Raw genomic sequence first — 16,991 nt, 5'->3', positions numbered from 1 at the left:
TTTCCCGTCCTTGGGTCAGAACGCTCCTATAATGCCGCTTCCGGCCATGACAACGCAAAGCGTGTACGTTTGTGCTTCCTTGCCATTCAATACCTTGTCTCTATAAAGTGGGTTGCGACGAACCGGTGGGAGCGATGCCTTGGCGTGGCTCCATCCAATGACTGGGGGAGGGCGCCATATGCAGCTGGCCGTACTGGGTGGCTTCGTGGTGGCGGGGATGGCACCGCTGCTGCACCGCTGGTTCGGTGATCGAACTCCACTGGTGCTGGCGCTGTTGCCGGCCTCCCTGGCAGCCTGGCTGCTCGGTCAGTGGCCGACGGTGGCGGCAGGGGAAGTGTTGCTGCTCGAGTGGGTTTGGGTGCCGGGGCTCGACATCACGCTGAGCTTCCTGATCGATGGCCTGGCCTGGCTGTTCGCCATGCTGATCACGGTGATCGGTAGTCTGGTGCTGGTGTATACCGGCGATTACCTACGCGGCCATCGCGACCTGCCGCGCTTCCTCGTCGTGATCGTTGCCTTCATGATGTCCATGCTCGGCCTGGTGCTGGCCGACAACCTGGTGACCCTGTTCGTGTTCTGGGAACTCACCAGTATCACCTCCTTCCTGCTGATCGGTTTCAATCATGGCGACCTGTCGGCGCGCAAGGCCGCGCAGCAGGGCCTCTACATCACCGTGGGCGGCGGGCTGGCACTGCTCGCCGGTTTCGTCATGCTGGCGATGGCCGGGGACAGCTGGTCGCTGGCCGAGCTGACGACGCGGGGCGACGCGCTGCGCGGCCATGAACTTTATCTGCCGCTGCTGGCTTGCCTGCTGATCGGCGCCTTTACCAAATCGGCCCAGTTCCCGTTCCATTTCTGGCTACCCAATGCCATGGCCGCACCGACGCCGGTCTCGGCCTATCTGCATTCGGCGACCATGGTCAAGGCGGGCATCTATCTGCTGGCCCGGCTGCATCCGGCCCTCGGTGGTACCGATGCCTGGATGCTCAGCCTGTCGCTGGTGGGGGCCATGACCATGGCCACCGGCGCCTTCCTGGCGATCCATCACACCAACGTCAAGAAGCTGTTGGCTTATTCCACGGTCATGGCGCTGGGCACCCTGACTCTGCTGCTGGGGCTTGGCACCCCCGGGGCGCTGGTCGCGTTCGTGGCGTTTCTGCTGGCGCATTCCCTGTACAAGGGCGCGTTGTTTCTGGTGGCTGGCATTCTCGATCATGAGACCGGTACCAAGGACGTCACTCACATGGGCGGGCTGCGTCATGTAATGCCCTGCACGGCTGCGGTGGCTGCCGTTGCCGCGCTGTCGCTGGCCGGCATGCCGCCGTTGCTGGGGTTCGTCGGCAAGGAACTGCTGCTCGAGTCGGCGTTGGCCGCCGAGCGGTATCGAATAGTGATTATCGTGCTGACGTTCGTGGCTTCCTTCCTCACCCTGGCGGTGGCGGCCATCGTTGCCCTGCGGCCGTTCTTCGGCCCTGTGCGTCGAACGCCACGCTCGCCCCACGAGGCGCCATTGGGCATGCTCGTGGGGCCGGCCCTGCTGGCCGCGCTTTCGCTGATATTCGGCCTGGCGCCGGGATGGCTCGACGGCTTTGTGGCGGTGACGGTGGGCGGCATCGGTGCAGTCGACCATGACGTGCACCTGTCGCTGTGGCACGGTATCAACCTGCCGCTCGTGATGTCGTTGGCGAGCCTGATGCTGGGGTTGGCGGTATGGCGCCGTTGGGATCACCTGCGGGCGCATCTGGCCCGGCTCCGGCCGCTCATGGCGCGTGGGCCCGAAGCCGGCTATGAGGCCCTGATGGCCGGGCTGGTGACGGTCGCCGAATGGCAAACCCGTATGCTGCAGAACGGACATATCCGCAACTACCTGATCGTGACCCTGTTGACGCTGCTGGGGCTGGTCGGTCATGCGCTGTTCATTCGCCACGCGCCGAGCCTCGAGGTGCCTCTGGATCTTTATCTGCACGAGGCCATGGTTGCCGGGTTGATGGTCGCCGGGGCGGTGGCCGCCTGCGTGATGCGCTCGCGCCTGGCTGCCGTCGCCGCGGTGGGGATCATGGGGTTCTCCATCGCCTTGGTCTTCGTCCTTTTCAGCGCCCCGGACCTGGCCATCACCCAACTGCTGGTCGAGACCCTGACGGTGATACTGCTGGTGCTGGTGCTGTTTCGCCTGCCGCGTTTCGCCACCTTGTCCACGCCCACCGAACGTGCACGCGACCTGATCGTGGCGGGGCTGAGCGGTATCATGGTGACGCTGCTGATGCTCTCTGTGTTGGCCGGCGAGCGGCTGCCGCGCATCTCGGACTACCTGGTCGCCAACAGCCAGCCGCAGGGCCACGGCCACAACATCGTCAATGTCATCCTGGTGGACTTCCGCGCCCTGGATACTTTGGGCGAGATGTTCGTGCTGGCGCTGGCGGCCGTGGGTGTGCTGGCCATGCTGCGCTTCCATGCCGAGGAAGAGGATGCCGGGCGCACCCCGGCTCGGGAGCGTGACGATGGTTAGATCGGGCACCCTGATACTCAGCGTGGCGGCGCGCCTGCTATTGCCGCTGCAACTGTTGTTCTCGTTGTTCCTGCTGTTGCGCGGCCATGACGAACCGGGCGGCGGCTTCATTGCCGGGCTGGTGGCGTCGGGCGCCTTCGCGCTCTATCTCTTCGCCTACGGGGGGCGGGCCATGCACGCCATGCTCAAGGTCTCGCCCCGCGACCTGATCGGCGCCGGACTGACGCTCGGCGTGCTCTCGACCCTACCGGCGTGGTGGCAGGGCGAGCCGTTCTTCACCGCCCAGTGGTGGACGATCCCGGTGATCGACTTCAAGGCTTCAACGCCGCTGCTGTTCGATATCGGCGTCTATCTCGTGGTGCTCGGCTCCGTATTGACGGCCATTACCGCCCTGGTGGACACCGACAGGGAAGACGATGCCTGACATCGAGGAGGCGCCATGGAACCCTTGCTAGCCGTTGCCATCGGCATTCTATTCGCCGCGGCCATCTACATGATGCTGCGGCGCTCCATCGTCAAACTGGTGATCGGCCTGATGCTGCTCTCCAACGCCGCCAACCTGCTGATCTTCGTCTCCGCTGGGCTGACCCGCGGGGCGCCGCCGCTGGTGCCGCAGGGGATGGTCGCGCCGGAGGGCGTCGTGGCCGATCCGCTGCCGCAGGCGCTGGTGCTCACCGCCATCGTCATTGCTTTCGGCGTGCTGTCGTTCGCCGTAGTGCTGGTGCGCCGCGCCTGGGAGATCGTGCGTGCCGACGACCTCGACCGGATGAGGGATACCGATACGTGAACCCGCAGATTGCGCTGCCCATTCTGATCCCGCTGCTTGCCGGCGCCGTATCGCTGCTGTTCTGGCGCTCACGCCTGATGCAGCGGATGGTCGCGGTGTCCGGTACCGCACTGCTGCTGGCGTCCAGTATCTGGTTGCTGGTGTCGGTCAGCAGGGAAGGAATACTAGTGCTGCAGGTAGGCGACTGGCCGGCCCCCTTCGGCATCAGCCTGGTGGCCGATCTGCTCGGCGCCATCATGGTGGTTCTCACCGGTATCATCGGCTTCGCAGTGGCGCTCTACTCATTGGCTACTACCGGTCGTGGCCACGAAGCCTACGGCTACTTTCCGCTGATGCATCTGCTGCTGGCCGGTGTCGCCGGGGCCTTTCTCACCGGTGACATCTTCAATCTCTACGTCTGGTTCGAGGTGATGCTGGTCGCCTCCTTCGCATTGCTGATACTCGGCAGCGAGAAAGCGCAGATGGAGGGGGCGATCAAGTACGTCACTCTCAACCTGCTGTCGTCGGTGATCTTCCTGGTGGCTGTGGGGCTGCTCTACGGCATGGTCGGAACGCTCAACATGGCCGATATCGCGCGCCGCCTGGCGAGCCTGGAAGACAGCGGCATGGCCGATGTGCTGGCGATGATGTTCATGGTCGCCTTCGGCATCAAGGCCGCGGCCTTCCCGCTGTTCTTCTGGTTGCCGGCCTCCTACCACACGCCGCCGGTGGCGGTGTCGGCGCTGTTTGCCGGGCTGCTGACCAAGGTTGGCGTCTACGCATTATATCGGGTATTCACGCTGATCTTTCATCACAGCCCGGGCTACACCCATGAGATCCTGCTGTGGGGGGCTGGGCTCACCATGCTTTCGGGGGTACTGGGGGCGGCGGCCCAGTTCGAGTTTCGGCGCATCCTGTCGTTCCACATCGTCAGCCAGATCGGCTACATGATCCTGGGGCTGGCGCTGTTCACCCCGCTGGCCATCGTCGGGGGCGTCTTCTACATCGTGCACCACATCCTGGTGAAGACGAATCTCTTCCTGATCAGCGGCATCGTGCATCGGCTGCAGGGCAGCTACCGGCTCAAGCGCCTGGGTGGGCTCTATCGTAGCCATCCATGGCTGGCCGTGCTGTTCCTGGTACCGGCTCTGTCACTGGCCGGCATGCCGCCATTGTCGGGTTTTTTCGCCAAGTTCATCGTGATCCGCGCCGGCATCGAGGCCGAAGCCTACGGCGTGACCGCCATCGCGCTGCTGGTGGGGCTGCTCACGCTCTACTCGATGATCAAGATCTGGTCGGAAGTATTCTGGAAGACGGCGCCTGACAGTGACGAGTCCGGCGCTTATCCGGCAGTCGGGCAGCGTGAGCTGTGGCTGATGTCGCTGCCGGCGGTGGGCCTGGCACTGTGCACGTTGTTCATCGGGCTCAATGCCGAGCCGCTCTATGCCCTGGCCGAAGCCTCGGCGGGCGAACTGCTCGCGCCCGAGCGCTATATCGAAGCGGTACTCGGCCCGCTCGGGGAGCACTCGCCATGATCGGGGCGGCCTGGAACCTCATGCTGGGTGGCGCCTGGGTCGTGCTGACCGGTGACTTCAGCGGCCGCAACCTGCTCGCCGGCCTGGCTTTTGGTTATCTGGTACTGGCGCTGATCCAGCCTCAGGTACCGGCGCTTGCCGGCTATGCCCAGCGCCTGCCGAGGCTGATTCGCTTCGTGGGCTTCTTCTTCAAGGAGCTGCTGCTGGCCAATCTCAAGGTCGCCTTCGATGTCGTGACGCCGCCCTGGTACATGAGACCCGGTGTGATCGCCATGCCGCTCAAGGCGCGTAGCGAATTCGAAATCGCCCTGGTGGCCAACCTGATCTCGCTGACGCCGGGCACCCTGAGCCTGGACGTCTCCGACGACCGGCGGGTGCTCTATATCCATGCCATGTTCCTCGATGACGAGGCCGAACTGCGCCGCAACCTGGCGGAGCTGGAGCGCCGTGCACTGGAACTGTTCCACTAGCTGAGGAGACGATCCGTGTCTACCGTGATCCTGTCGAGCCTGGTACTCATGTCCCTGGCGCTGTGCCTGGCCTTCGTGCGCCTGTACATCGGCCCCAGCCTGCCGGACCGGGTGGTGGCGTTGGAACTCTTCTCCTCGATGATCGTCGGCATCATCGGAGTGGTGGCGATCGCCACCGACGTGCCCAGTCTGCTGGATGTGGCCATCGTCATGGCACTGATGGCGTTCATGGCAGCCATCGGTTTCGCGCGCTTCCTGGAACGCGGAGGGCCGCGCGATGATTGAGATGCTCAAGGGCGGCCTGATCCTGGTCGGCGCCATCTTCATGTTCCTGGCCGCGCTCGGCCTGGTGCGTCTGCCCGATCTACTGACACGAATGCATGCCACCACCAAGGCGGCCACCTTGGGGGCCTCGCTGATCATGCTGGCGGTGGCGCTGCACTTCGGCGAAGTGGCGGTAGTGGCACGGGCGCTGGGGGTGATTCTCTTCATCATGTTGACGGCGCCGGTGGCCGCTCACGTGATCGGCCGCGCCGGCTATTTCGTCGGCGCCAAGCTGTGGCATGGTACGGTCAAGGACGAACTGCGCCCCAACTACGACCCGCTCACCCATGAACTCAAGAGCGGCCTTGAAACGGAGGCCAATGCGGTGCATAAACCCCGCGAAAACGACCCCGATTAGCGTTCGCAACGGCTCTGCGGCCGCTTGTACTATGCATCGACCCCTGGTCCAGGACTGGCCTGCCAGCCGCTTCTGGGCGATGATCGATGGCCATCAAGGTAAAGGATTACTGCCGTCATGATTCAGCCACTTTTTCCTACCGCTTTCCTCCTGCTTCTACTGCTGGCCGGCTGTCAGTCCGGCCCGGTACAGGAGGTGGCAGCCGGCGAGCGCCAGCCGGATGCCGTTGCCTCGAGCGAAGATGACGCACCGGATCCTGCCGCCAGCGAGGCCGAGAGGGCTTCGCCTGAAGATTTCCAGGCCTGGCTAAGCGATTTTCGCCGCCAGGCACGCGGTGAGGGGATCGGCGAAGCGACCCTGGCGCGTGCGCTGGACGGCGTACGCTACCGGCCACGGGTGATCGAGCTCGACCGCTCCCAGCCGGAGTTCGTGCGTCCCATCTGGCAATATCTGGACAGCGCCGTCTCCCAGGCCCGTATCAGCCAAGGACAAGCCAAGCTCGCCGAACATCGTGAGACGGCACGGCGTATGGAGCAGCGCTACGAGGTTCCGGCCGAAGTCGTGGTGGCGATCTGGGGCATCGAGAGCAACTACGGTGGCAACTTCGGCGACTTCTCCACTATCGAGGCACTCGCGACCCTGGCCTTTGACGGACGGCGGCGCGACTTCGCCCGCGGCGAATTGCTGGCCGCCCTGCGTATCCTCGAGGCGGGCGACATCGCACCGGAGCGCATGATCGGCTCCTGGGCCGGGGCCATGGGACATACACAGTTCATTCCCTCCAGTTTCGTGACCTATGCCGTGGATGGCGATGGTGATGGGCGTCGCGACATCTGGAACAGCATCCCTGACGTCATGGCGTCTACCGCCAACTACCTGGCGCGGGCCGGTTGGCAGCCCGGTCAGCCCTGGGGCGTGGAGGTTCGCCTGCCACAGGGTTTCGACTATTCCCAGACCGAGCTGAGCACGCGCCGTTCGAGCCGTGAATGGGGGGGGCTGGGCGTGCAGCGTGTCGGTGGCGGCAACCTGCCCGGTTTCGAGCAGGCATCGGTGATCGCCCCGGCCGGTGCGCGTGGGCCGGCCTTCCTGGTGGGATCCAATTACCGCGCCATCCTGCGCTACAACAATGCCACCAGTTATGCCCTGGCGGTGGGCACCCTGGCCGATAGAATCGCCGGGCGCGAGGGAATCCAGGCCGAGTGGCCGCGGGAGGTGCAGCCGCTGAGTCGTAGCCAAGTGCGCGAAATGCAGCAAGCCTTGAATGAGCGTGGCTTCGATGTCGGCACCCCGGACGGCGTCATGGGGCCCAACACTCGTGCTGGGCTACGCGATTATCAACGCAGCATCGGCGTCACGCCGGATGGCTTTGCCACCCTGGACCTGCTGCAGCGCCTGCAGCGACACTGAAGGCGGCCGGGCTCGTCGCGAGCCCGGCAGATAATGGCGGAGGTCGATCAGTTGTCGTTGTCGCTGGTCCATTCGTCGAGCGTCTCGCTGATGCGGCGTCCGGCTCGCTCGGCGCCCTCCTGGGTACGCTCCCAGGCGCTTTCGGCGCCTTCGCCGATACGTTCCAGGCCCTGGCGGGTCTGGTGCCAGGCGCTCTCGGCATCGTCACCGGCGCTATGCCACGCCTCGCGGGTACGCTGACGCGCCATGTCCCACCATTCCTGATCGTAGCGTGGCATGGCCTCGAGGGCGTCCTGGTCGGCGTCGACGATGATGTCATGGCTGGTCTCGCCACTTTCTTCATGGTTGACCAGACGGAAGTGGGGGTTGGTAATCACCAGGGTGTCGCCGTTCTGACCCACGGCATCATTGGAACGAACCACGATGGCATGCACTTTCTTGTCGTCCCCCATCAGCATGTCGACGACCTCGCTGGGGTCGCTGTGCGGGGCGGTCTCGAAGTGCACTTCGGCATCGAAGATGGCTCGGGCGGAGTAGAGGCCCTGCGGATCGAACTGGGCCTGTACGCCGATGGCGAGACCGGCGATGAACAGGCCGGCCGAGGCGGCAATGGTCGTCCTTGTGAGGCGTAGCTGTGTCATCGTTTTGCCCTCCTTATCCTTGGTGACACGGATAGTGTAGTAGACGTAACGAATGTGTCAGGCGGTCGGAACCGACGTGCCTGATCAGGGGCTTCCAAATATTGATGAGGAAGGAGATGGGTTCATGTCCATGAAATGGTCGGCTATTTACCGTCAGGCTCGTCATGTCCCGCTACGCGGGGTGGCCCTGGCTGGAACATTGTTCCTGCTGACGATGCCGATGTCGGCGGCTGCTGAGAATGAGCAGGCGGTGTTCGGCTGGGTCGAGAAGAGCACCCTCGAGCCTTGGGGCGTCGAGGTGAAGGCGAAGCTGGATAGCGGTGCGCTGACCTCCTCGCTCGATGCGCGCGACATCGAGCGCTTCGACAAGGAGGGAGAGGAGTGGGTGCGCTTTCGCCTCAAACTGGAGGATGAAGCGAATGGCGAGATCTTCAGCGAATGGCTGGAGTTGCCGCTTTATCGCAGCCTCAGGCTGCGCGGTGCGGGTGGCGTCGATCGTCGCCCCGTGGTGCTGATGAAGGTTTGCATGGGCGATACCGTCTTTGAGGAGCAGTTCAGTCTGCGAGACCGCGGTGACATGAACTACCCCCTATTGCTTGGACGCCGCACCATCGGCCACCTGGGCCTTCTGGACGTGCGCAGCACCTTCCTGAACGAGCCGGAGTGCGGCGAGGACGCCCCGCTGGTGGAGCATGACCCCGACGAGGACGATGCTTCCGATCGGGCCGAACCGTCCGACTAGCGCCGGGCAGATCGCCCTAGAACAGGCGCGCCAGCAGGGCGACGACCGCCGTTTCCACCCGCAGGATTCGCGGGCCCAGGTGGATGCCCTCGCAGCCGGCCGCGAGCAGTCGCTCCACCTCGTGGGGAATGAAGCCACCTTCCGGCCCGACGAGGAGCACGGTCGGCTCGCTGAGACCCGTCGGGCAGGCCTGGGCCATGCCGGGGTGGGCCATGAGCCCTCGCCGGCCTTCGAGCAGCGTCGGCAGGCGCTCATCGGCGAAGGGACGAAAGCCCTTGGCCAGGTGCACTTCGGGCAGCTGCGTATCGCGGGCCTGTTCGAGCCCCAGCACCAGGTGGTCGTGGATCTTCGTCGGGTCGAGCTCCGGCGACTGCCAATAGCTCTTTTCCACCCGCCGGGTGTGCAGCAGGGTGATCTGCTTCACGCCCATGGCCGTCACGTGTTCGAGGCTTCTGGCCAGCATGCGCGGGCGCGGCAGGGCCAGTACCAGATGCACCGGCAGCGGGGGAGGGGGCGGTGTGTCGAGCCCGTCGAACGTGAAGCGGGCCTCGTCGTCGCTCAGCAGCGTGAGCTCACCGCGACCGATGCCGCCGCCCGCCACGCCCAAGGTCAGGCTATCGCCGACCCGGGCGCGGTGAACCTCCTTCAGATGACGCAGGCGGCGTGGGTCGCGCAGGCATGCCAGGCGGTCGTGCTGGATCTCGTCGGGGCTTAGCAGAATCAGGTTCATCGGGCCTCGTTGGTCGCTTCGATTTGCAAGGGCGGTAGCGCGGTGCACAATAGCAGCCAAGGGCAGTTTGCCTTTCCAACAAGGAGTGCCACCGTGCGCGTGATTCGCAAGTATGCCAACCGCAGGCTCTATGATACCCAACAGAGTCGCTATGTGACGCTCGAGGATCTGCGCCGTCTGATTCTCGACGAGGAACCGTTCCGGGTCGAGGATGCCAAGAGCGGGGAAGACCTGACCCGTACCATCCTGCTATCGATCATCATCGAGCAGGAGCAGGCCGATGGCGAGGCCGAGGTGTTCTCCAACGACCTGTTGGCACAGTTCATCCGCGTCTACGACATGGCTCAACCGCTCCCGTTGGCACGCTACCTCGAGCAGGGTACCCAGCTTATGCTCGAACAGCAGAAGCGCATGCAGGACCAGTGGCAGCAGGCCATGCGCCACTCGCCCATGGAGCTGATGCGCGAGATGGCCGAGGAGAACATGCGTTTCTGGCAGCAGGCGATCGGCAAGGGACAGCCCGACAAGCCGGAGCCGAAGGATGAGAAAGGCGAAGACGACGACAAGTAAAAATGCGGCAAAAGGCATCGATACTGGTCAGGCAAGGCATTGCCACTCCGGGCGGGGGCGTGCCGGGCCGCTTTCTGCCATAATGCCGCGACGTCTTCCCAGCCGAACATCAGGCCCACCGGCAATCGGGCCTGCGCAGCAATAGACAGGATAAGCAAGCGGATGAAGGTTCTGATCATCGGCGGCGGTGGCCGCGAACACGCCTTGGCCTGGAAAGTCGGCCAGTCGTCCCGCGTCGAGCGGGTTTTCGTGGCGCCCGGTAACGCCGGCACGGCACATGAGCCGGGCCTGACCAACGTCGCCATCGAGGCGACCGAGCTGGAACGCCTGGTGGATTTCGCCCGCGACGAAGGCGTCGCGCTGACCATCGTCGGCCCCGAGGCACCGCTGGTCGAAGGCGTGGTCGATCGTTTCCGTGAGGCGGGCCTGGCCATCTTCGGCCCCACCCGGGGCGCGGCCCAGCTCGAGGGCTCGAAGTCCTTCACCAAGGATTTCCTGGCCCGCCACGCCATCCCTACCGCGGCCTACCGCACCTTCACCGAGGTCGAGCCGGCGCTGGCGTACCTCGCCGAGCAGGGTGCGCCGATCGTGATCAAGGCCGACGGCCTGGCGGCAGGCAAGGGCGTGATCGTGGCCATGACCCTGGCCGAGGCCGAGGCAGCGGTGCGCGACATGCTCGAAGCCAACGCCTTCGGTGATGCCGGGGCCCGCGTGGTGATCGAGGAGTTTCTCGAGGGCGAGGAGGCGAGTTTCATCGTCATGGTCGATGGCACCACGGTGCTGCCGATGGCCACCAGCCAGGACCACAAGCGCGCCCTGGATGGTGATGCCGGTCCCAACACCGGCGGTATGGGGGCTTACTCACCGGCACCGGTGGTGACCGAGAGCGTGCACGAGCGCATCATGGAGCGCGTCATCATGCCCACGGTGCACGGCATGGTGGCGGAGGGGCACGCCTATAGCGGCTTCCTCTACGCCGGCCTGATGATCGACGCCGAGGGCAACCCCAAGGTCATCGAGTACAACTGCCGCTTCGGCGATCCCGAAACCCAGCCGATCATGCTGCGCCTCCAATCGGATCTGGCCGAGCTGTGCCTGGCGGGCGCACGCGGCGAACTGGCAGGCCATACTTGTGAGTGGGACCCGCATGCCGCCGTCGGCGTGGTGATGGCCGCCGGCGGCTATCCGGGCAGCTACCGCAAGGGCGACGCGATCGAAGGCCTCGCTGCCGCCGATGCCACCGGCTGCAAGGTGTTCCATGCCGGCACCGCCGAGGACGATCAGGGTCGGGTGGTAACCAGCGGAGGCCGGGTGTTGTGTGTCACCGCGTTGGGGCAGGGCGTAGCCCAGGCACGCGACCTGGCCTACGAGGGGGTGGCGGCGATCCGTTGGGAGGGTGCCCAGTTCCGCAGCGATATCGCCTACCGCGCCATCGCACGGGAGCGGCAGGCCGACTGATCGCAGCAGTACCGCCGCATCGATCGAATAACAAGATTCAGGGAGTGGGCATGGAGCGCATCAAGCTGGAATTTCCCGAGTCCGTCATCGTGCATCGGCAGTCGTTGTCGGTACGCATCACCGACATGAACTACGGCCGCCACCTGGGCCACGACACCTTGGTGTCGCTGCTCCATGAGGCGCGCATACAGGCGTTCGGCTCGCTCGGGCTCAGTGAGTGGGACATGGGCGGGTTTCCCAGCGTGGTGGCCGACCTTGCCGTGCAGTATCAGTCCGAGGCTCGCTGGCCGGATGCGCTGGTGGTGGAAACCGCTATTCCAGCACCGGTGGGCAAGGCAATTGTCGTCTATCATCGGGTACGCCATGCCGAAGGCGGCCGCCCTGTGGCCACCGCGCGTCTCAACGTGGTACTGGTGGATCCCGCCCAAGGGGGCAGCGTTGCCATACCCGATGCCGTTAGCCAGGCCATTGCCGGAGCGGAGAGCGCCTGATGTCGCGCGAATATCCGATCATTGCCGTGACCGGCTCGTCAGGTGCCGGTACCACCACGGTGAAGCGTACCTTCGAGCGCATGTTCTCCCGCGAGGACGTGCATGCGGCCTTCGTCGACGGCGATGCCTTTCATCGCTATACCCGTGAGGAGCTGGCCCGCATCTTTCGCGAGGAGCCAGAGCGAAAGGACCAGTTGTCCCACTTCGCCGTCGAGGCCAACCTGCTCGATCGCCTCGAGGCGCTGTTCCATGAGTACGGCGAGCACGGCACCGGCACCTTCCGGCACTATATCCACGCCGAAGACAAGCAGATGATCGAGGCGGGCTATCAGGTGGGTACCTTCACCGAATGGCAGCCGCTGCCTTGCGGCACCGACCTGCTGTTCTACGAGGGCCTGCATGGCGGGTTGGTGACGGCGGAGCACGATATCGCCCGGCATGTCGACCTGCTGGTCGGCGTAGCGCCGACCATGAACCTCGAGTGGATCCAGAAGATCGACCGTGACATCAAGATGCGGGGCTACTCACAGGAAGCGGTGATCGACACCATCCTGGGGCGCATGGACGACTACGTGCGCTACATCCAGCCGCAGTTCTCGCGTACCCATATCAACTTCCAGCGCGTGCCCACTGTGGACACGTCGAATCCCTTCGAGGTGCAGGACATCCCCAACGACGCCGAGTCGTTCGTGGTGATCCGCTTTCGCGACCCCTCGACGGTGGACTTTCCCTGGCTGCTGGCGATGATCCAGGACTCCTTCATGAGCCGTCCGCACACCCTGGTGGTGCCGGGGGCGCGCATGTCGCTGGCCATCGAGCTGATCCTGGCGCCGTTGGTGCGTCATCTGCTGGCCCAGCGGCGCTTTCGCTGAAGCGGAGCGACAGCGAATAACACCGAGCATGGCGACGAGAAAGGAGCCCGAGCCGATGCAAGACTGCCTGTTCTGCAAGATCGTCAAGCGCGAGATCCCGGCCGATATCGTCTATGAGGACGATGAGGTGCTGGCGTTCAACGACATCAACCCCCAGGCCCCCGCCCATATCCTGATCATACCCAAGCAGCACATTGCCACCCTGAACGACATCGAGGAGAGCGACCAGGCCCTGGTCGGTCGCCTGCCGTATGTCGCGGCCCGGCTGGCCGATGAACGCGACATCGCCGACGACGGCTATCGCGTGGTGATGAACTGCAATGACCAGGGCGGGCAGACGGTCTATCATATTCATATGCACCTGATGGGCGGTCGACGCTTTACTTGGCCGGCTGGCTAGCCGGCGCTATGCGGAGCAAGCCGCGCGCGTCGAGGCGTGCGACGCATCAGGTGCATCCCATACTTGGCGCCACCCCATTGCGGGTGGCGCCGGCATGCTTGCCGGCAGCCTCTATCTGGCGTTGTGATCGAGTGTCTATTCGTTCTGACGCGCACAGCTAGGACTGCATAAGAGGAAAGGCTTCGCACAGGAAAGGGCGAGATGAACCGCAACTACTCCCATGCCGACAACTTGATCCACCAGTTCGATACCGTACTGCGCACGCTGATTCCGCGTGCAGCAGTGGCGTCGAGGCCTTCGCCGGCCACGGCCGACATCCAGGACGACGAGATGACGGCCGACGAGCGTCGCCATGCCGCGGGGCTGATGCGCGTCAACCATACCGGCGAGGTGTGTGCACAGGCGCTCTACCAAGGGCAGGGCTGCACTGCCAAGCTGCCTGAAGTGCGCAGCCAGATGGAGCACTCCGCCCAGGAGGAGATCGACCACCTGGCCTGGTGCGACGAGCGCCTGCAGGAGCTCGACAGTCGTACCAGTGTGCTCAACCCCGTGTTCTACGCCGCCTCCTTCGGTCTGGGGGCGGTGGCGGGAGCCATAGGCGATCGGATCAGCCTGGGGTTCGTCGCCGCCACGGAGGAACAGGTGGGCAAGCATCTGGACGAGCACATGGTCAAGCTTCCCGCGGGCGACCACCGCTCCCGCGCCGTGTTGCGCCAGATGGCCATCGACGAGGCGCACCATGCGCATCTCGCGCTGGAGGCCGGCGGAGCGCGCTTTCCGGCACCGGTCAAGTTCGGCATGAGCCTGATGTCCAAGGTCATGACCAAAAGCGTCTATCGATTCTGAGCGGAACGCCATGTCACAAGAGATTCATCGGCGTTGCATCGAAGTCGCTCGCGAGCTGAGCCCGCCGCTCGCCGATGCCATCGAGCGCGGTGGCCCGCTGGTGCTGAGCGTCGACGACGGCCAACCGCTGGCCGAGCGCCTGTGTCGTTCGATAGCGGGTCAGCAACTGTCGGTGAAGGCGGCGCGTTCGATCTGGACGCGGGTCGTCGACGCCGCTGGCGATGCCCCGCTGATGGAGTTCTTCACTGAGCCGAACCAGGATGCACTGCGCGGCTGCGGTCTCTCGGGGGCCAAGATCAGGGCGCTATGCCTGATCGCCGAAGAAGCCCGCGCCGGTCGGCTAGAGGCCGATGACCTGCGCAGACTCGGTCATGCCGAGCGCTCGCAGCGCCTGACCGCGCTATGGGGCGTGGGGCAGTGGACCGCCGACATGGTCTCGATCTTCTATTTCGGCGAACCCGACGTCTGGCCCGAGGGCGACGTGGCCGCGCGCAAGACTCTCGCTCGCCTTACCAGCCCGCGGCGCAAGACGCTGCGCACCGCCGCACGTTTCGCTCCCTACCGCTCGCACCTGGCGCTCTACCTCTGGCGCCACGTCGATGCGCCCCCCATCTAGACGCTTCAGTCGTCGACGATGCTGTAGGAGTGGGTGACCTCGACGCCGCCCTTGGCCAGCATGATCGAGGCGCTGCAGTACTTCTCCGCGGAAAGCTCCACGGCGCGCTTGACCTGATTCTCCTTGAGGTTGTGTCCGCTGACGGTGAAATGCACGTGGATCCGGGTGAACACGGATGGCACGGTGTCGGCGCGCTCGGCCTCGATGCTCGCCACGCAGTCGGTCACGCCGGCGCGGGATTTCTCGAGGATCTCCAGCACGTCGAAGGAAGTGCAGGCGCCCATGCCCATCAGCAGCATCTCCATCGGTCGCGGCCCGGTGTTGCGTCCGCCATGATCGGGTGGGCCATCGATGACCACGCTGTGGCCACTACCGGATTCGGCGACGAACTGGCGACCATCGGTCCACTTGACGCTGGCTTTCATGAGCAGGGTTTCCTTGTCGGTGCGTTAATTTCGGGCAGCTTACCACTGTGTTGCCTCGGGCTCAGCCCCGGCGCTGGCACAGCTCGCGGTCGAGTTCGGCCAAGCGCTCGGGCGTGCCCACGTCGACCCAGCGACCGCGATGATGGGTGCCGCCGACGCGTCCGGCGTGCATCGCCTCGCGCAGCAGCGGGGCCAGGGGGAACTCGCCCGGCGCTTGGTCGGCGACCAGGGCCGGGTCGATCAGGCCGAGCCCGGCGTAGGTCAACCGTGGCTCACCCTGAGCGTGTACCCGCCCGGTGGCGCCGAGGTGAAAATCCCCCATGGGGTGGTGCGCGGGGTTGTCGACCAGTACCAGGTGGGCCAGGTCGTCGCCCAGCGGGGGCAGGTTGGCAGGATCGAAATCGCTCCAGACGTCCCCATTCACCAGCAGGAAGGGGACGTCACCCAGCAGCGGCAGCGCCTGGCGGATGCCACCGCCGGTCTCCAGCGGGGTCGTCTCGCGGCTCCATGCGATCGACACGCCGTAGGCGCTACCGTCACCCAGGGCTGCGACGATCTGCTCGGCGCGGTAGCTGACGTTGATGACCACGTCGCCAATGCCGGCCGCTGCCAGGCGCTCCAGATGGTGCACGATCAGCGGCTTGCCCGCCACCGGCAGCAGCGGCTTGGGGCAGCGGTCGGTCAGCGGCCGCATGCGTTTGCCCAGGCCGGCGGCCAGTATCATGGCCTTCATGTCGCCACCCGCAGGCCCGCCTCGGCCAGGCGTCTCACGAGCGCGGGACGCAAAGTGTCGACAAGCCAGCTGTGGAAGCCGGCATGTTCGGGCAACGCGACGAGACTCTCCTCGAGATGGGCGAGAAAATGCGGCAAACGTTCGAGATAGCCCGAGCGGGCGTCGCGCAGGGTCAGTCGGCAGAAGATGCCGAGCACCTTGAGCGCGCGCTGGGCGGCCATGGCCTGAACCTGGCGGTGAAAGGTCTCGCTGGCGATGGTGCCGGGCAGGCGACCGTCACTGATCGCCTGCAGCCGGAAGTCTTCCACCCAGCCGGCGAAGCGCTCGGCGGGGAAGCGGCAGTAGCGGCCACGCAGCAGAGAGATCAGGTCATAGCTGATGGGGCCGGCCACGGCGTCCTGGAAATCAATCAGAAAGAGCCGCTCGTCCTGTACCATCAGATTCATGGCATCGAAGTCGCGGTGCACCGCGACCACCGGCTGGACCAGGGCAGAGTCGATCAGCGCCTGGCGCAGTTCCGACCAGCCGGGTGGGAGAGCCAGGCCGAGCCAGCGCTCCAGGCACCATTCGGGGAAGAGATCCAGCTCACGGCCGAGCAGGGCGCCATCGTAAGCCGGTAGTACGTCGGGGCCGGCGCGGTTCTGCAGCTCATGAATCAATGCCATGGCGCTTTCGTGCCAAACCAGGGTGCCGGCATGGTCGTTGCCGGTGAACAGGTTCTGCAGCGGCGTGTCGCCCAGGTCGTCGAGTTCGATGAAGCCCGCCTCGAGATCCACCGCATGGAGAGCCGGTACCGGCAGGCCGCCGGCTCGCCAGCGACGGGCGATCTCGACGAACGGACGGCTGTCCTCATGGGCGGGCGGAGCGTCCATCAGCATGCGTGAACGGCCGTCGGGCAGGCGCAGGCGAAAGTAGCGGCGGAAACTGGCATCGCCCGCGGCCAGGCGCAGATCGAGCGCTGCCGCGGGCAGGCGATGCTGTGCTGCCGTCCAGTGGCGCAGGGCTTCCAATCGCGTCGAATTTTCGACCGAAGTCATGCTGGCTCCTTGTTGTGCTGAGCGTTGCCGGTTGACGCTCGTAGGGCGCCACCGCATGCTGAGC

The 16,991-nt window shown here is 65.1% G+C and carries 21 protein-coding genes; 16 read left to right on the top strand and 5 right to left on the bottom strand.

Going from position 1 to position 16,991, the window contains the following annotated elements; all coding sequences use genetic code 11:
• Positions 1-178: 178 nt before the first annotated feature.
• The 8 genes from HBJ55_RS04205 to HBJ55_RS04170 all read left to right on the top strand — a co-directional run bounded on the left by HBJ55_RS04205 (position 179) and on the right by HBJ55_RS04170 (position 7,366).
• Complete coding sequence (locus HBJ55_RS04205; RefSeq protein WP_167111361.1) at positions 179-2,506, top strand: putative monovalent cation/H+ antiporter subunit A; 2,328 nt, start codon at positions 179-181, stop codon at positions 2,504-2,506.
• On the top strand, positions 2,499-2,930 hold the full coding sequence (locus tag HBJ55_RS04200; protein WP_167111359.1) for a Na+/H+ antiporter subunit B: 432 nt from the start codon (positions 2,499-2,501) through the stop codon (positions 2,928-2,930). Before HBJ55_RS04205 ends, HBJ55_RS04200 begins: the two co-directional genes overlap by 8 nt.
• A 15-nt stretch (positions 2,931-2,945) precedes the next feature.
• On the top strand, positions 2,946-3,293 hold the full coding sequence (locus HBJ55_RS04195; protein ID WP_167111357.1) for a Na+/H+ antiporter subunit C: 348 nt from the start codon (positions 2,946-2,948) through the stop codon (positions 3,291-3,293).
• Entirely contained in the window at positions 3,290-4,807 is a 1,518-nt protein-coding gene (locus tag HBJ55_RS04190) for a Na+/H+ antiporter subunit D (protein WP_167111355.1), read from the top strand. Before HBJ55_RS04195 ends, HBJ55_RS04190 begins: the two co-directional genes overlap by 4 nt.
• Positions 4,804-5,277, top strand: a complete 474-nt coding sequence (locus HBJ55_RS04185; RefSeq protein ID WP_167111353.1) for a Na+/H+ antiporter subunit E — start codon at positions 4,804-4,806, stop codon at positions 5,275-5,277. Before HBJ55_RS04190 ends, HBJ55_RS04185 begins: the two co-directional genes overlap by 4 nt.
• A gap of 15 nt (positions 5,278-5,292) precedes the next feature.
• On the top strand, positions 5,293-5,562 hold the full coding sequence (locus tag HBJ55_RS04180; protein WP_167111351.1) for a monovalent cation/H+ antiporter complex subunit F: 270 nt from the start codon (positions 5,293-5,295) through the stop codon (positions 5,560-5,562).
• Positions 5,555-5,959 (top strand): monovalent cation/H(+) antiporter subunit G, encoded by a 405-nt coding sequence (mnhG, locus tag HBJ55_RS04175; RefSeq protein ID WP_167111349.1) that lies wholly within the window; start codon positions 5,555-5,557, stop codon positions 5,957-5,959. Before HBJ55_RS04180 ends, mnhG begins: the two co-directional genes overlap by 8 nt.
• Before the next feature lie 117 nt (positions 5,960-6,076).
• Positions 6,077-7,366: a lytic murein transglycosylase gene (locus tag HBJ55_RS04170; protein ID WP_167111347.1), complete on the top strand. Its 1,290-nt coding sequence runs from the start codon at positions 6,077-6,079 to the stop codon at positions 7,364-7,366.
• A gap of 47 nt (positions 7,367-7,413) precedes the next feature.
• Here the strand turns inward: HBJ55_RS04170 and HBJ55_RS04165 are convergent, their stop codons facing one another.
• On the bottom strand, positions 7,414-8,007 hold the full coding sequence (locus HBJ55_RS04165; RefSeq protein ID WP_167111345.1) for a hypothetical protein: 594 nt from the start codon (positions 8,005-8,007) through the stop codon (positions 7,414-7,416).
• A 130-nt stretch (positions 8,008-8,137) separates the two neighbouring features.
• Here HBJ55_RS04165 and rloA3 point away from each other — a divergent pair, with 130 nt between their 5' ends.
• A complete protein-coding gene (gene rloA3 / locus HBJ55_RS04160) occupies positions 8,138-8,749 on the top strand; it encodes a retropepsin-like aspartic peptidase RloA3 (protein ID WP_167111398.1) in 612 nt (203 codons plus the stop codon).
• 16 nt (positions 8,750-8,765) lie between these two features.
• Here rloA3 and HBJ55_RS04155 read toward each other — a convergent pair whose 3' ends face one another.
• Positions 8,766-9,479, bottom strand: coding sequence for a 16S rRNA (uracil(1498)-N(3))-methyltransferase (locus HBJ55_RS04155; protein WP_167111343.1), 714 nt, complete (start codon positions 9,477-9,479; stop codon positions 8,766-8,768).
• 93 nt (positions 9,480-9,572) lie between these two features.
• On the opposite strand from HBJ55_RS04155, the gene phaR reads away from it, so the two are divergent.
• The 7 genes from phaR (at position 9,573) to HBJ55_RS04120 (ending at position 14,732) form a co-directional block, all read left to right on the top strand.
• Positions 9,573-10,049 (top strand): polyhydroxyalkanoate synthesis repressor PhaR, encoded by a 477-nt coding sequence (gene phaR / locus HBJ55_RS04150; RefSeq protein ID WP_167111341.1) that lies wholly within the window; start codon positions 9,573-9,575, stop codon positions 10,047-10,049.
• A 162-nt stretch (positions 10,050-10,211) separates the two neighbouring features.
• On the top strand, positions 10,212-11,507 hold the full coding sequence (gene purD / locus HBJ55_RS04145; RefSeq protein WP_167111339.1) for a phosphoribosylamine--glycine ligase: 1,296 nt from the start codon (positions 10,212-10,214) through the stop codon (positions 11,505-11,507).
• Between the two features lie 50 nt (positions 11,508-11,557).
• Complete coding sequence (locus tag HBJ55_RS04140; RefSeq protein ID WP_167111337.1) at positions 11,558-11,998, top strand: acyl-CoA thioesterase; 441 nt, start codon at positions 11,558-11,560, stop codon at positions 11,996-11,998.
• Positions 11,998-12,870, top strand: a complete 873-nt coding sequence (locus HBJ55_RS04135; protein WP_167111335.1) for a phosphoribulokinase — start codon at positions 11,998-12,000, stop codon at positions 12,868-12,870. The genes HBJ55_RS04140 and HBJ55_RS04135 overlap by 1 nt, the downstream gene beginning before the upstream one ends.
• 55 nt (positions 12,871-12,925) lie before the next feature.
• Positions 12,926-13,270, top strand: a complete 345-nt coding sequence (locus tag HBJ55_RS04130) for a histidine triad nucleotide-binding protein (protein WP_167111333.1) — start codon at positions 12,926-12,928, stop codon at positions 13,268-13,270.
• Between the two features lie 201 nt (positions 13,271-13,471).
• Entirely contained in the window at positions 13,472-14,116 is a 645-nt protein-coding gene (gene coq7 / locus HBJ55_RS04125) for a 2-polyprenyl-3-methyl-6-methoxy-1,4-benzoquinone monooxygenase (protein ID WP_167111331.1), read from the top strand.
• Positions 14,117-14,126: 10 nt separating this feature from the next.
• On the top strand, positions 14,127-14,732 hold the full coding sequence (locus HBJ55_RS04120; RefSeq protein ID WP_167111329.1) for a DNA-3-methyladenine glycosylase family protein: 606 nt from the start codon (positions 14,127-14,129) through the stop codon (positions 14,730-14,732).
• A gap of 5 nt (positions 14,733-14,737) precedes the next feature.
• On the opposite strand, the gene HBJ55_RS04115 is transcribed toward HBJ55_RS04120, so the two are convergent.
• From HBJ55_RS04115 to HBJ55_RS04105, 3 genes are all read right to left on the bottom strand, one after another.
• Positions 14,738-15,157 (bottom strand): OsmC family protein, encoded by a 420-nt coding sequence (locus tag HBJ55_RS04115; RefSeq protein WP_167111327.1) that lies wholly within the window; start codon positions 15,155-15,157, stop codon positions 14,738-14,740.
• Positions 15,158-15,218: 61 nt separating this feature from the next.
• Positions 15,219-15,890 carry an N-acetylmuramate alpha-1-phosphate uridylyltransferase MurU gene (murU, locus tag HBJ55_RS04110; RefSeq protein ID WP_167111325.1) on the bottom strand — a complete coding sequence of 224 codons (672 nt, stop codon included), beginning with the start codon at positions 15,888-15,890 and terminating at the stop codon, positions 15,219-15,221.
• Complete coding sequence (locus tag HBJ55_RS04105) at positions 15,887-16,927, bottom strand: aminoglycoside phosphotransferase family protein (RefSeq protein ID WP_167111323.1); 1,041 nt, start codon at positions 16,925-16,927, stop codon at positions 15,887-15,889. Before HBJ55_RS04105 ends, murU begins: the two co-directional genes overlap by 4 nt.
• Positions 16,928-16,991 lie beyond the last annotated feature (64 nt).

Origin of the sequence: Billgrantia bachuensis (assembly GCF_011742165.1) — a bacterium.
In the GTDB taxonomy this organism is placed as follows: Bacteria; Pseudomonadota; Gammaproteobacteria; order Pseudomonadales; family Halomonadaceae; genus Halomonas; species Halomonas bachuensis.
This window is presented reverse-complemented; position numbering and strand designations above follow the sequence as displayed.